The organism is Shinella sp., from assembly GCF_052438155.1.
In the GTDB taxonomy this organism is placed as follows: Bacteria; Pseudomonadota; Alphaproteobacteria; order Rhizobiales; family Rhizobiaceae; genus Shinella.
Window position 1 is genome coordinate 76,334 of sequence record NZ_JBQVPI010000022.1, and the last position, 11,504, is coordinate 87,837.

The 11,504-nt window shown below is 59.8% G+C and carries 17 protein-coding genes and 1 pseudogene; 6 read left to right on the forward strand and 12 right to left on the reverse strand.

The features are described from left to right. Position 1: 1 nt before the first annotated feature. Positions 2-1,348 (reverse strand): annotated as a pseudogene (locus tag ACT6VE_RS27180) (DUF1073 domain-containing protein); the annotation flags it as partial. Between the two features lie 127 nt (positions 1,349-1,475). Here ACT6VE_RS27180 and ACT6VE_RS27185 point away from each other — a divergent pair. Then, entirely contained in the window at positions 1,476-1,952 is a 477-nt protein-coding gene (locus tag ACT6VE_RS27185; RefSeq protein ID WP_444801428.1) for a pyridoxamine 5'-phosphate oxidase family protein, read from the forward strand. A 33-nt stretch (positions 1,953-1,985) separates the two neighbouring features. Here the strand turns inward: ACT6VE_RS27185 and terL are convergent, their stop codons facing one another. After that, positions 1,986-3,374 carry a phage terminase large subunit gene (terL, locus tag ACT6VE_RS27190; protein WP_444801429.1) on the reverse strand — a complete coding sequence of 463 codons (1,389 nt, stop codon included), beginning with the start codon at positions 3,372-3,374 and terminating at the stop codon, positions 1,986-1,988. After that, the gene (locus tag ACT6VE_RS27195; RefSeq protein WP_444801430.1) at positions 3,361-3,825 is read right to left on the reverse strand and encodes a DUF2280 domain-containing protein; all 465 of its coding nucleotides are present in this window, start codon (positions 3,823-3,825) and stop codon (positions 3,361-3,363) included. Before ACT6VE_RS27195 ends, terL begins: the two co-directional genes overlap by 14 nt. A gap of 51 nt (positions 3,826-3,876) precedes the next feature. Here ACT6VE_RS27195 and ACT6VE_RS27200 point away from each other — a divergent pair, with 51 nt between their 5' ends. Beyond that, the gene (locus tag ACT6VE_RS27200) at positions 3,877-4,194 is read left to right on the forward strand and encodes a DUF6678 family protein (RefSeq protein WP_444801431.1); all 318 of its coding nucleotides are present in this window, start codon (positions 3,877-3,879) and stop codon (positions 4,192-4,194) included. A 2-nt stretch (positions 4,195-4,196) separates the two neighbouring features. Here ACT6VE_RS27200 and ACT6VE_RS27205 read toward each other — a convergent pair whose 3' ends face one another. Continuing rightward, positions 4,197-4,820: a putative metallopeptidase gene (locus ACT6VE_RS27205; protein WP_444801432.1), complete on the reverse strand. Its 624-nt coding sequence runs from the start codon at positions 4,818-4,820 to the stop codon at positions 4,197-4,199. 61 nt (positions 4,821-4,881) lie between these two features. Between ACT6VE_RS27205 and ACT6VE_RS27210 the strand changes: the two genes are divergently transcribed. The 3 genes from ACT6VE_RS27210 to ACT6VE_RS27220 all read left to right on the forward strand — a co-directional run bounded on the left by ACT6VE_RS27210 (position 4,882) and on the right by ACT6VE_RS27220 (position 6,740). Further along, positions 4,882-5,109: a hypothetical protein gene (locus tag ACT6VE_RS27210; protein WP_444801433.1), complete on the forward strand. Its 228-nt coding sequence runs from the start codon at positions 4,882-4,884 to the stop codon at positions 5,107-5,109. A gap of 56 nt (positions 5,110-5,165) precedes the next feature. Then, a complete protein-coding gene (locus tag ACT6VE_RS27215; protein WP_444801434.1) occupies positions 5,166-5,546 on the forward strand; it encodes a hypothetical protein in 381 nt (126 codons plus the stop codon). 918 nt (positions 5,547-6,464) lie between these two features. After that, positions 6,465-6,740, forward strand: a complete 276-nt coding sequence (locus ACT6VE_RS27220) for a hypothetical protein (RefSeq protein ID WP_444801435.1) — start codon at positions 6,465-6,467, stop codon at positions 6,738-6,740. Positions 6,741-7,488: 748 nt separating this feature from the next. Here ACT6VE_RS27220 and ACT6VE_RS27225 read toward each other — a convergent pair. Genes ACT6VE_RS27225 through ACT6VE_RS27245 form a run of 5 tightly spaced genes read right to left on the reverse strand, consistent with a single transcriptional unit; the run spans position 7,489 to position 10,118 of the window. Beyond that, positions 7,489-8,049 (reverse strand): hypothetical protein, encoded by a 561-nt coding sequence (locus tag ACT6VE_RS27225; protein ID WP_444801436.1) that lies wholly within the window; start codon positions 8,047-8,049, stop codon positions 7,489-7,491. A 2-nt stretch (positions 8,050-8,051) separates the two neighbouring features. Continuing rightward, positions 8,052-8,498 (reverse strand): hypothetical protein, encoded by a 447-nt coding sequence (locus ACT6VE_RS27230; RefSeq protein WP_444801437.1) that lies wholly within the window; start codon positions 8,496-8,498, stop codon positions 8,052-8,054. After that, on the reverse strand, positions 8,495-9,016 hold the full coding sequence (locus ACT6VE_RS27235; RefSeq protein WP_444801438.1) for a helix-turn-helix domain-containing protein: 522 nt from the start codon (positions 9,014-9,016) through the stop codon (positions 8,495-8,497). The genes ACT6VE_RS27230 and ACT6VE_RS27235 overlap by 4 nt, the downstream gene beginning before the upstream one ends. Beyond that, positions 9,013-9,765, reverse strand: a complete 753-nt coding sequence (locus tag ACT6VE_RS27240; protein WP_444801439.1) for a hypothetical protein — start codon at positions 9,763-9,765, stop codon at positions 9,013-9,015. Before ACT6VE_RS27240 ends, ACT6VE_RS27235 begins: the two co-directional genes overlap by 4 nt. Further along, a complete protein-coding gene (locus ACT6VE_RS27245) occupies positions 9,762-10,118 on the reverse strand; it encodes a RusA family crossover junction endodeoxyribonuclease (protein WP_444801440.1) in 357 nt (118 codons plus the stop codon). The genes ACT6VE_RS27240 and ACT6VE_RS27245 overlap by 4 nt, the downstream gene beginning before the upstream one ends. A 71-nt stretch (positions 10,119-10,189) precedes the next feature. Between ACT6VE_RS27245 and ACT6VE_RS27250 the strand changes: the two genes are divergently transcribed. Further along, on the forward strand, positions 10,190-10,360 hold the full coding sequence (locus ACT6VE_RS27250) for a hypothetical protein (protein WP_444801441.1): 171 nt from the start codon (positions 10,190-10,192) through the stop codon (positions 10,358-10,360). A gap of 11 nt (positions 10,361-10,371) precedes the next feature. Here ACT6VE_RS27250 and ACT6VE_RS27255 read toward each other — a convergent pair whose 3' ends face one another. Genes ACT6VE_RS27255 through ACT6VE_RS27265 form a run of 3 tightly spaced genes read right to left on the reverse strand, consistent with a single transcriptional unit; the run spans position 10,372 to position 11,504 of the window. Then, positions 10,372-10,944, reverse strand: a complete 573-nt coding sequence (locus tag ACT6VE_RS27255; RefSeq protein ID WP_444801442.1) for an MT-A70 family methyltransferase — start codon at positions 10,942-10,944, stop codon at positions 10,372-10,374. After that, positions 10,941-11,141: a hypothetical protein gene (locus ACT6VE_RS27260; protein ID WP_444801443.1), complete on the reverse strand. Its 201-nt coding sequence runs from the start codon at positions 11,139-11,141 to the stop codon at positions 10,941-10,943. Before ACT6VE_RS27260 ends, ACT6VE_RS27255 begins: the two co-directional genes overlap by 4 nt. 30 nt (positions 11,142-11,171) lie before the next feature. After that, positions 11,172-11,504 (reverse strand): hypothetical protein, encoded by a 333-nt coding sequence (locus ACT6VE_RS27265; RefSeq protein WP_444801444.1) that lies wholly within the window; start codon positions 11,502-11,504, stop codon positions 11,172-11,174.

An 11,504-nucleotide genomic window follows, 5' to 3' on the forward strand; every position in this document is an offset into this window, starting at 1 on the left:
CCTGCGCTGCGGCAGCAGCGGCAAGCTCTTCTTCTGAAGGCTCTTGCTCGCTCAGCTTGCCGTATTCCTCGATCGCAGCGTCGAGACCCGGCAGAACGCCATCCTCGACTAGCCGATTGACGAGAGCGTCGGACACGGCCTCGCGCGGAATGATCTCCTGCCCGGTCGTCGTGCCCACCAGCTGGCGGGCGGCGTCGGCCGTGATCTTGAAGATGTCGGCCCGCTCCTTCTCGCTCATCTGCTCCAGGGGCGCCCATCGGTAGTGCACATCAGGGTCGCGGACGTCGGCCGATCGCTCGAGACATTCGTCGAGCCGCACCATGGCCGGCTGGAGTTCCAGCTCCTGCATCGACTGGATGCGGTCATGGTAGTTTTTCATGTCCGAGGTGCCGGTCGAATTCATACCCGCCGGCGACTGCCCCAGAAGGCGCGTAACCGGGATATCGGCAGCACCGGAGACGATTTGCATGAAGGCCATGAGGATGTCGGTCAGCCCGCCGAGTTGAGCGCTCTTGCTCTCGTATTCCTCTTCCTTGTCGAGGAGCAGCGTGCCGTTGATGCCCTTCGACATGTTGGCAAGGGTGTATCATTCAATGATTTTAGAGCGATACACCTCGTTGTTCAACGATGCCATGAAGTCGGGAATGCGGATAATGTCGATCTTCGCCTCGAACACCAGGGAGGCGATGTTGCCGGCCGTGCTGTCCGCGTTCTTGATGGCATCTAGCGTCGATTGAAGGACGCTGTCGCCCCAACCCTGCCAAGGATTGGTTGTGATCTCGTCGTCAGCCGGCATGGCGCCGGAGAACAGCACCAGGCGCGACGGGTGGATTGTGATCTGCAGGCCGTTGTTGCCTTTGAGCTGATAGTCCTTCGGCTTGCCGTACCATTCCGATTCCGGGTCTCGATCAATCTCGCCGGCCGTAAGCTGGCGCCGGGAGACGACATTCAGGAACCGGAGACCGGACTTCCCGAGGCGCTCGACATCAAGGGGCTTGGCCGGATCAGCATCACCCGTCCCGATGTAGAGTGCTGCGCCACCAAAAAGGCGGGCCTTTTTCATGGCCTCCAGCACCTTGCCGCGCACGTTCAGCCGCTTCTCTTCTTCCTCGATAGCCTCGATCTGCGGCTTCTTCGCCTGCCAGTCGCGCCACTTGCGACAGGCGTCGAGCGCGGGAATGTCGACGATCTTCCGCGGAAGCCATGCTGTGCTGTAGGCGGCGATCAGCTGCTCGTCGGTCATCACCGTGTGGGCGTAGAACGTCGTAGCCGCCTTATCTCGCTCGGTGCCCATGCGGGACACCAAGCTGGTCAGGCTGTCGCGAAACAGCGCGATAACATTTGCCATTGTCGGGCCTTCCGCTCGGAACGTCTGAGCTGGTTCGAGTGTTTAGGCATACCTGTTGCTAAAGACGCCGAACGCGAAACGTCTTGGCGACCGGCGACCCGCACACCCACCTTCGAAAGGTATCGGCATGACCGACGAACACGAATTCGCTGACAAATTCTGGAAATCAATCCGCTCAGATATGACCGCGATGGTTGGGACCGAGGACGTCCATCCCAAGCCCCTCACCGCTCAGTTCGACGGCGACCGCAGGTCGATTTTCTTCTTCACCGCAAAAGGCACCGAACTGGCCGACAGCGCGACCTCTCCCGTTGCTGCGACACTTGTCTATTCGTCTAAGGGACACGACATTTTCGCTACCGTGCAGGGCACCCTCGAAATCGACAATGACCCTGCACTCATCGACCGCCTGTGGAACCGCTTTGTGGAGGCGTGGTTCGAGGAGGGCAAGGATGACCCGAAGCTTTGCCTACTACGTTTTGAGCCCGCCGATGCAGAGATCTGGAAAGACGCATCCAGCATCGTCGCAGGCCTGAAAATGTTTCTAGGGATGGGTGACCCGAAAGAGGACTACAAGGACAGCGTTGCCACCGTAAAGCTGTAGTGGCAAAACGTCGGGGCCGGCGCTGTCGGCCCCCTAAATGTTCGCCAGAGTAAAGGTGCTCGCGTTTAGGAGAGCGTTGAATGCCCGGCTCGTGCTGTCGGCGTCGTCATCGTGCTTCGCCTCGGGGAAGCTCTCGAGGGCCGAGAACCACGCGTTGTTCCACGGCGCCCGTAGGACGAGGACGTTCCCCGCCTCGGCCTGCGCCGAAAACGGTGAGAACCGCGTGACTTTGTCGCCCGATTCCGGTGTGGCGCGGACGTTGTAGCCGGAGAGCATCTTCGTCAGGCTTGTGACCTGCGACTTACCCGCCTGCCCAGGATCTTGAGGAAGCGATATCTGCGTCTCTTGGCCGTCCTGCGCGGCCGTGTTCTTGATCAGCGCCTCAACGCCGCTTGGCGAGAGGAAATCGGTGACGTGGTGAGCCACGATGTACCGACCATCCGGCAGCTTGCCGATCTTCGTTCCCGCCGTAGCGTCCGGGTCATTCCCTTCCACCTTCGGCGTGGAGGCCAAGTCCCAGCCCCGCATCCAGCGCGCGCCGGCCGGGATCGCGTCGACCACCTCGCACCAGCCACGCTGGAACAGCAGCCCAGCCGCGGGCCTGATTTTCCAGTTGCCACCAAGGAGGCGTTCCCGCTCGACCGTCGGCTGCGCCATGAGATTGGCGAGATAGCCAGGGTCGGCAGCCACGAGCAGAGCGTTATCGCTGAGCTTGGCGGGGATGAAAGTGACCGACTTCGGCGGGATGGGCTCGCCGTTGAGCGGGTTGACGTGGTGTGCAAGCTCCTCGGGGCTGTCGGCCCAAACGATGGAATCCCCGATGCGGATGAACCAGCGGAGGACGCCGGCACGCTCCGGGATCGAAAATCCGGTCTCCTGATCGATCCACCAGGCTATGAACTCAGCGACCCAGCTATCCGCATCGGGGTTGCAGGTCGCCCGAACGTAAGGTCGAACGCCGCACATCGAGCGGTTTCGGCTGAGCATGTACCAGAACTGCTTGGCGCTGAAATGCGTCAGCTCGTCGAAGCAGATGAGCGGGATCTGTGACCCCTGCCAGTTATAGATCGTCTTCTCGTGTTCAAGGTGGGCGAATGCTACACCTGCCCCAGAAGGAAACGTCCAGCTCAGATCCGGCGCCGATCGCGGGTTCGCGCTCAGGTGCGGATAGAGCTTCTCGCTTTCATCCCATAGGCCGCCCTCGTTGCGGACCTGCGTCAGGTTCCGCCGAAAGAAGACCGCGCCGAACGCCGGATTACCGACATGACGTAGCGGCTCCATGAGAAGGGCCCATGTCTTCCCGCCGCCCGCCGCCCCGCCATAGATCGCGATATCCGCCGGCGAAGAAAGAAAGGTCGTCTGTGGCCCTGGTTGCGGCCGGATGACCGTCTGGGCTGCCGCGCCCTTCTCATCCCCTGCCATTATCGGGCAACTGGAAGATCGTCACCGGAGATACTGGCACCGGCAGATCCTTTCCGTCCTTCCCTGTCAGCTCGCGCCGATTGGTGTAGCTGCCACCAACCTCCTCGGCCGCCTGCTTGAGCAGCGACGAGGCGAGCACCATGTTGCCTTGCGTCTCTGCCTTCTCGGCCATGCGCTGGAGAGCACGTAGGCGAACGGCGCGGTGGCTGATGGCGATCGAGGCGGTGTCCTCAAGGAAGGTCTTGCGCGTCTCTTCGAACAGCAGCCGCCACTTCTCCGCAAGGTTACTTCCCGCCTTCTTAGTGGGGTCGTACCCTTCAACGGATTGGCGCGTGATTGTAGCGCCGAATTCCTTCCTGACTGCTTCGACGACAATCGACGGCGTGTCGAAACAAGCGAGGCTTTGGACGATGAATGTTTTGACCCCTTCCTTCAGTGTACCCTTGGCCATTTGTCTGTCAGGCTCCGGTCAGGTCGACTCAGCTTATCAAAGGCGAAGCAGATGGAACTGCACCCGGTGATGAACAACACAAAATGGGACGAACTCCGGCTCGCAATGTACGGGCTGGGGTCATTAACCTATTTTCGAGCCAAAGATATGAATGGGTACTACTCCCCGCCGGACGCAGAGTGGTTCCATCACTTTCGCACTGGGGGATATGAAACCATGGTCTACGTCGACATCATCGCGAAAGACGCTACGCATCGTGAGGCAATCAGAGCCGCCCTCAAACGAGTGCATGTGCCCGGCGACGAAACAGAACTCGGCTTTCGGGTATTCGGCTATACCGAGCGGGGCCAGGCGGTGGACTATATCTAGGCTCACGCGACCCCGAGTTGGCAGGTGCCACATGCATGCTCGATGTGAGCGCGGGCGACCTCTGGCGGTCGGCTGGCGGCTTCGATGAGTTCGCGCACACCGGCGGCGTCTGCCCCATAGCGACGAACCACACCGATGAACTGCTCTACGTCATGCCCGCGAATGGTGAAGACCGGACGGCCGGTCATGCTGTTGAACTTCGGGGCGCCGAATGAATCGACGTCTTGGGCGGCGTGATAAAGCTCGTGCTCGACCAGCGCCATGAACTCGGCATCGCCACAGGCGGCGCAGTAGTTGGCATCAAGCGTGATGATGAAATCCGGGACGAAGCCGAACCATTCCGTGATTTGCTGCTCGACGCGGGCCTTTGCCCACTTGCCCATTGCGCCCTGTGGAGTTCCGGTCTCACACTGCCCTATGATGCGCTTGCCCTTGCGGGTGTTTTCGACCGCGGCCCAGAGATAGCCAATGTGAGCGTCTGCCAAGTGGGCGTGCTCGGGGTTAGCTACCGGCGAGGCCTCATCCAGAAACGTGACCTGCACCCACTCCGGCATGTCGAGCGCGGGCGTGAAAGCCAAACCATCTACCCCGAACATGCTTTCTGGAGGTTGTGGGCGCTCAATCATTGCTTGCTTTCCATCGCAATGCGCGCAACTCTTTGGCAACCACGACAAGGAAGCGAACGAGATGCCATCCACCTTACAGGCGCAGAGAGACAACTTTCAGGCCAAAATCGATAACGCTAAAAAACACCTCGCCTTCAATGAAGACAATGATGTCAGGTTCTGGCGCGTTGAAGGGAGTGGCCCGCAGATCGACATCACGGAAGACATCAATGAGGATCACCGAAAGCTGATCGAGAGTTTCGGCGCGTTGGTCAAAGCCATTGACGAAATGATCGCGGCCGGCCGTTAAAACCCCTGCCTCTACCCTCCACCGAGGATACAGAGAGAAGCATCTGAGGAGGGCGTATGATCGCCCAGCTAGAAAACTGGTACACCTGCGAGATTTCGTCCGGCGTAGACGTCAATCTTCCGGGCATTTACGAGTGGAAGATCGAAGGCGTCGGCAGCTACATCGGGCGCTACACTCGGCGGTCTCGACCATTCAAAGAATACGAGCGGAACGTCCTCAAGCTATTAAACGGCAGACCCTATCGCCCGGCAAAGCCTGACAAGTTTCGAGCTATCCACCGCGCCCTCTTCGCAGCTCATACCGAGGGGCGCCACATCACCTTGATTATTCTCGAGAACTGCGCGCCAAGCGAACTGAATGAACGCGAAGCGGTTCACATAATAGACCGAGGTGTTTTGAACGGCCCTATCACGCGGGTTTTGAGAATCCGGACCTGAGCCCGGCTCTCGTTTCAGGCATGCGGGGGTTAGGAGATACTTCGGCCTGGCGGGTGATGCGGATCGGGTTTGGAAGCCACTGCGGCGCAGAGAAATCCGAGAACGAACCCACTGACCCACACGAGAGCGATGGAGGCGACCAATGCTGAAGAGAGGGTCATGCTGGTTCCTTTCTGCTGGGGATGGCCTCGTGGAACTATCCCGGGATATGGAGGTTATGGCCAATCTGAACTCACACGGGAGATCGAAATGATAAACCGCACCGCCAGCATTGTTGCCGCGGCTGCCTTCGCTTGCCTTACCCTTGCTGGCTGCGTCGGTTCCAGCGGCGGATACGGCAACAGCTACAGCGGCGGGGTGATTTATGGTCAGTACGACGGGTATGATCGGTATGATCGGCCTCATTACCGAGATCGCGTCCACCGGGATCGCAGGGACCGCCGCGACCGCGACCGGAACTACGTGAGGCCTCGTGACCGAGCGGCAGACCGCGACCGCCGCCAGGATAGGAACGACCGCCGCATCCGTGAACGTGTGGGCTGGTCGGACGGAGGCTCGGACGATATCCTGATAATCCGGCGTCCATAAGATCTTCGCACGCGCACTTGGCGAAAACCCGCCTCCGGGTGACAGACCGGGGCGGGCTCAACCACGCTATATTTCTAGCTGCTAACTTCTCGGGAACGGTCAAAGAACGGTTCACGAACTGACGGGTCGACTACGCCTTTTGGACAGTGAACAAAAGGCTCCAGCGATATCGCTAGCCACGGTCCTGACGCGCAGCGGCCCCACCCGTAGGCAGGGAGATTACTCAGCACGTCTGCACTCCCTTCCGCGCATTCCAAACTGTTGTCCCGACCAATGTTGGCGGAGAATAGAAGTCGTCGTCGATCCGTTGAAACTAAAAAGGAGTGCGCCATGCCCGCCTATATGATTAGCTACGACCCCCGGACGGCCAAGAACTATGATGCGCTGACCAAGCAGTTGAGCGAATGGAACTGTGTCCGGCCCTTGGAATCGTTGTGGTTCGGAAACCTGAATGGCGATGCCCTGACAATCCGCGAAATGCTCAGGGCACTGATCGGCGGTAATGACGGACTTTTCGTCTGTGAAATCAAACCTTCGAGCGATTGGGCGGGCGTGAAACTGCACGAAGCCGTCACTGCGTGGGTCCGCGCGAACATCGGGAAATAATCCCCCTACCTCGGCACTTCCCGACTATCAGCGCCCCGGTTTGGCTGCTGGCAATTGTGCATGCCGATCGGCCTCTAACAGGCGGGACGCAGCGGCTCCCCCTTTGATGGCTTTGGAATGGGAAAGACGGGGGACTCGAACCCCAACCTACCGCGATGCGGTCGCTCTATCCAGTGAGCTACGGGAGCCTGGTGTTCTGCGCAGTGATGACCCAAACAGGCACATGCCAAGGATTGCATTAACGACGTCAGCGGCAAGCAGTTGCGAGGCTCGGCTGCTACCCTACGATGCAAGCATGAGAAACGACGATCCGAATCAGATAGCTCGCCGTCGCACCCATTGGCTCGATCCCGCTCGGGAAGAGATCTTCATGTTCCTTATCGCGGGCGTAATTTCTTTCGCATGGTTGGCCTTCGCTCTAACAATGAATTACTGATCTGAATTTGTGATAATGCCTGTTTGTAATTGCTGGGGCCTCGCTGTCGTCTTGGTGCCAGCCGCTATCTTCGTTGCTTGGCGATGGCTCTAACCCCAACTAACCCGCAAGCCGGGCTTGAATGGTCGGGAAGGCTGGCCGTCCCGATTCTGTTACGCCGACAAGTAGAGCAAGGACGCATAGCCTGTAGTCCTTGCGGCATTCGGGGAATCAAAAAGCCGCCTCGGCGGGCGGCTGATTTGGCGACCGCTTTACGCAAATCACCACTATGAATTTTCTATACCAGTCTCGGGTTTCGAATGGAATAGTAAATCAAGCTCTTTTCCTGATATTACCGTGGTTTTCGTAGCCAAAATGAGTTGCCAGTGCCGTGAGGCTTTGCTTCAGGATTTCTATATAGGCACGCTGGAGGTTCTTGCTCTGGGTGAGGTCGGCGACAGCCCTACCCTCGCCGGCAACCTTTACCATGATGTCATAGCCGATGCCGAGAACGCGCCGGCAATCCGCCAGATCGATCCCGGCTTGGATTTGCCGATCGGACAATGCTGATCGCGGCCCGCCGCCGTCCACCGGTTCGCGGCTATAGTCAAACGATCCGGCGCCAGCACCCCCCAGCGCCTCCCAGATAAGGCGGAAGCGCTCGCCGGCCTTGGACTGCGCATCGTTGATCAGTTTGCGCTGCTCCAGTGTGACCAGCGCGCTTTCCCGCATGTTCACCGCTCCAAGTACGCGCTTCGGGTTCCACCGCTCGCCGTCGTGCGCCGGGTTGTGAAGCGGGTTGTCGATTTCTCTCAACTGGGGCTGAGCTTGCCGATGGCCGATATCTGCCAGGGTGATAGGTCCCAGCTTTGCCTTGCGTCCTCGTTTTGCCATCCTCAGCCCCTCGCCTTCTGCTTCTCGAAATTACGGCCAAAGCCGAGCTGCAGCCGGCGGGTCTTGCCGCACCAGTCGCACGTTGGGTCTTCGTTGCCGGGATTGTTGCCTGCCTTGCAGGCCTTGACGTATTTGGCCTTCCTAGTCTCGTACGAGCCACAGACGCAGCGAACGACCCAGTTGGTTCCGGTCTTGGAAATGACTTCGGCCGCAATCCCCAGGACGGTCAGCCGGCCAATCCTGACGCCCTTCAAATCGACAAACTGGGGTTGGCCGAGTTCCTGCGGCGTTGGCGCGCGGGTGGTGAGCGGGTCGGCGGAATGAACCTTGCCCGCCAACGTTGGCGACCATTCGAAGTGTTCGCCTCGGGACGCCACCCGGCCCGCGACCTTGTCGGCTGGCAGCAGCGGAGCGACGGACGCCATATCGACACGAGCGTATCCGGTCATGCCGTCCTCCGCTGATGCTCGATGACCGCCCGGCGCTTTCGCTCCATGAAATCGTTCGGCTGACCGTCGATCATCTCCTGGATCTTGCGGCAGGCGAACAGCACGGAGGTATGGTCTCTCCCGCCAAAGACGCGGCCGATATCGGGATAGGACATCTCGCGCCGGATCTTCGTCTTGATCTCCCACATAAGCAGGTGACGGATGAAGGAAATCGGCTGCGAACGGCTTGGGCCGAGGACATCCTGAAAATCGACGCCCAACTGGTTGCACCGATCGCGGACGTATTCCCGGCACGGTCTAGCGCCGATCATGACCTTCCAGACCTTCCAAGCCAGGACGTGCGCATCCTTGGGCCGCTTGTCGAGCTTCAGATGGTGCGTCCTAACTTCCACATCAGCCGGGGCCGGGATCACTGGCGCGGGCGTGGGTGGGCTGAATAGTCGCCGGCGAACCGCGGCGGCATCCGCCAACATCGCAGCAGCATTTGAGAACGTCTTGGCAGATACCTGGATGTTCATCGCTGGAAACTCCTTTCCGAACGCCGCAACTCCGCGGCAATGTATGCTTCACGGCTCGGGACCTTTGGCCCTGCCTTGGGAGGTTTCTCGGGGGGCTTGCTCTGGACGCGGGTCCACATTTGCTTGCGCAGGTACTTGGCCGCGGAGCAGATCACCGTGCGGCCTCCGCCCTTGGCTTGCTCGGCATAGGCGCTGGAAAGGCCCTTGGCGGCGGCCCGTTCCTCGTCGGGAAGCTCCGACCAAGCCCGGAAGGCGTCGTCGTGGTCGTCACTGGCCTGTGAAGGCCAGGACGAAATCCAAGAATCAAAATCCTTGCGCTCGCGCTCTTTCTTTTCGACTTCTGAACGGAGTGAAGAAGTATCTGTCTCTGCATCTGTATCTAGTGTTGCAGATGCGTTCGTTTGCGTTCGTTTGCGTTCGCGCCACTCTTTCGCGCGTTCGGCAGCGCCGTCCTCGCGCTTCGGCTGCCGCTTTTCCCAGCTGGAGAACCGGCCGCCGGCGATCATGCCCTTGTCTGTCATGGCCGCGACGATGGCTTCCACCTGCTCCGGCTCGCAACCATAGAAGTACGCTAGGCCTTCGGCGTCGTAGCCTTCGATGGATCCGCGATCAGAAGATTGAGACGCGCGGTCCATCAGCGCCCATGCCACCGCTACTGCGATGCCCGGAGCAACGCCGGCACGCTTGGCGATACCGAGCCACTTGGGATCAGTCGGGGCGCCATGCCATGAGCGGAACCAATCGTTCACGGCGCCACCTCGACCGGCTCAAGGATGACGACGCAATCAGCCTCGATATCCTCGGACCACGTCATGAACAGGCTGCGGCAATACCGATCGTCCTTGATGACGCCGTGCGCGACGAGGAAGTCGGAAAGCGACTTCTCCCGGTTCGCGATATCGCTGAGTGAGCTGACGACGGACTGGCGAAGCTGGATAGAGATGTTGTAAGGGCCGAGCGCCTGACGGTGGCTGGCCTTGATGAAGGTGCCGGCGAGCTTCTGCCAGGCTTTGTACTCAGCCGTCTTCGTCCGGCCTCCTGCCTTCTTGTTGGCAAAGAGACAGTTGACGGATGGAGGCATGGGGAGAGCGATGCGGATCATGCTGCCACCTCGCCCACCGATTGGAACTTCTCCGCGCCGGCCGGGGTTGGTTTCGACACAAGGAGACCAGCATGGCCATTGCCCCAATCGATCCCACGCCGAAGCAACCACCGGACATCATCCCGGATCTGCCGCCGGATTTGCCCGAGCCGCCCATCAAGGAGCCGGACCCAGACGTCCTTCCGGACGAATTGCCGAACCCTAATCCGGATGAAGGTGACGATGTGCCGAGGCAGCTTTAGGGCAGAGGGCATCATGCCGCCACCTCGAACTTCCCTGTCTCATCACCGAAGTGATCCCACCCGGGCCGATCGGTGCGGGAGTAGAGTTCAACCCTGCGGGCTTTCGGCATAAGTTGCTCGGCGGCGCGATAGGCCTCCTCCGGCTTGCGAGAATGCTCTCGAGCTAGACCAAGAAAGCCGGATCGGACCGACTTCGTGGTCTTGGGCTTGCCTCGGGTGCCGATGATGAAGGGCTCGTTGCTCGAACGGAGGATGTAGCCTGTGCCGAACCCAATCTTTCCATGCTTCGTAGTTTTCAGCCAGGTGCCGGCGGTTTTGAACTCGAACCCCTGAGCCCGCATTACCTCAATGGCCTTGTCGAGCATCGGATTTGTTGCCCACATCCAATGCAGGGCGTTATCGCGGCACAGATCGAGCACCGGCAACTCCATGATCTCCTGGAGAGGCATCACGCGGTATTTCGCCTGCGCAGCCTTCTTCTCGCCCTTGCTCGAGCGCAGGCGGTATGTCCAAGCGAAGTCGGACATGATGAAATCATATGTGTGAGGTTCGAGTTCGCCCCACGGCCAGTTGAAAAGTCTCATGCGCTCGCCCTCCTGTTCTCAAGGGCGCGGCAATAGGCAACGCGGATTTCTTCGAACCGGGAGACGTCGTATTCCTTGGTCTCAATCTCCAATTCAGGGCGCGGCTTCTTCGAGCCACGACCATGGTCGTCGAGCCATGTCTTGGCGCTGGCGATACGGCGATCGAGCCATGCAATCATCTCTGCAGGGTCGGTCACGGTGCTCAATCCCCCACGATCCAGTCGGCCCTATCGGCCCATTTCCGAGAACGGTCGCGCCAGCGCTTCGCGATGCGCAGCCGCCTTAAAAGCGGCAATCTTTTCATCCAGCGAAGCCAGACGGGCGGTAAGTTCACGTTGTTCACGTCTGCTCTCCTCGACGAGGGCGGCCCGCAGGGCGTCCATTTCTTCGCTGTCGATACGCCGCGCCTTGCCTTCCCAAATCGAGCGAACTCGACGAATGGTGAAGTCCTTTCGAACGCGACGGCTGATGAAGCGATGCGCTTCATAGAATGCGGCTTCGACCTTCCCGTACCGACGCACCGGGAAAGCGTCCCTGAGTAGATTTTGGGCTGCGCAAAT

Bases quoted from the DNA above. Each gene is read 5' to 3' on its own strand.
- ACT6VE_RS27245 (WP_444801440.1), bottom strand. From the start codon at position 10,118: ATGATCCGCATCGCTCTCCCCATGCCTCCATCCGTCAACTGTCTCTTT.
- ACT6VE_RS27250 (WP_444801441.1), top strand. From the start codon at position 10,190: ATGGCCATTGCCCCAATCGATCCCACGCCGAAGCAACCACCGGACATC.
- ACT6VE_RS27225 (WP_444801436.1), bottom strand. From the start codon at position 8,049: ATGGCAAAACGAGGACGCAAGGCAAAGCTGGGACCTATCACCCTGGCA.
- ACT6VE_RS27230 (WP_444801437.1), bottom strand. From the start codon at position 8,498: ATGACCGGATACGCTCGTGTCGATATGGCGTCCGTCGCTCCGCTGCTG.
- terL (WP_444801429.1), bottom strand. From the start codon at position 3,374: ATGGCAGGGGATGAGAAGGGCGCGGCAGCCCAGACGGTCATCCGGCCG.
- ACT6VE_RS27195 (WP_444801430.1), bottom strand. From the start codon at position 3,825: ATGGCCAAGGGTACACTGAAGGAAGGGGTCAAAACATTCATCGTCCAA.
- ACT6VE_RS27210 (WP_444801433.1), top strand. From the start codon at position 4,882: ATGCCATCCACCTTACAGGCGCAGAGAGACAACTTTCAGGCCAAAATC.
- ACT6VE_RS27215 (WP_444801434.1), top strand. From the start codon at position 5,166: ATGATCGCCCAGCTAGAAAACTGGTACACCTGCGAGATTTCGTCCGGC.
- ACT6VE_RS27185 (WP_444801428.1), top strand. From the start codon at position 1,476: ATGACCGACGAACACGAATTCGCTGACAAATTCTGGAAATCAATCCGC.
- ACT6VE_RS27200 (WP_444801431.1), top strand. From the start codon at position 3,877: ATGGAACTGCACCCGGTGATGAACAACACAAAATGGGACGAACTCCGG.
- ACT6VE_RS27235 (WP_444801438.1), bottom strand. From the start codon at position 9,016: ATGAACATCCAGGTATCTGCCAAGACGTTCTCAAATGCTGCTGCGATG.
- ACT6VE_RS27255 (WP_444801442.1), bottom strand. From the start codon at position 10,944: ATGAGACTTTTCAACTGGCCGTGGGGCGAACTCGAACCTCACACATAT.
- ACT6VE_RS27220 (WP_444801435.1), top strand. From the start codon at position 6,465: ATGCCCGCCTATATGATTAGCTACGACCCCCGGACGGCCAAGAACTAT.
- ACT6VE_RS27205 (WP_444801432.1), bottom strand. From the start codon at position 4,820: ATGATTGAGCGCCCACAACCTCCAGAAAGCATGTTCGGGGTAGATGGT.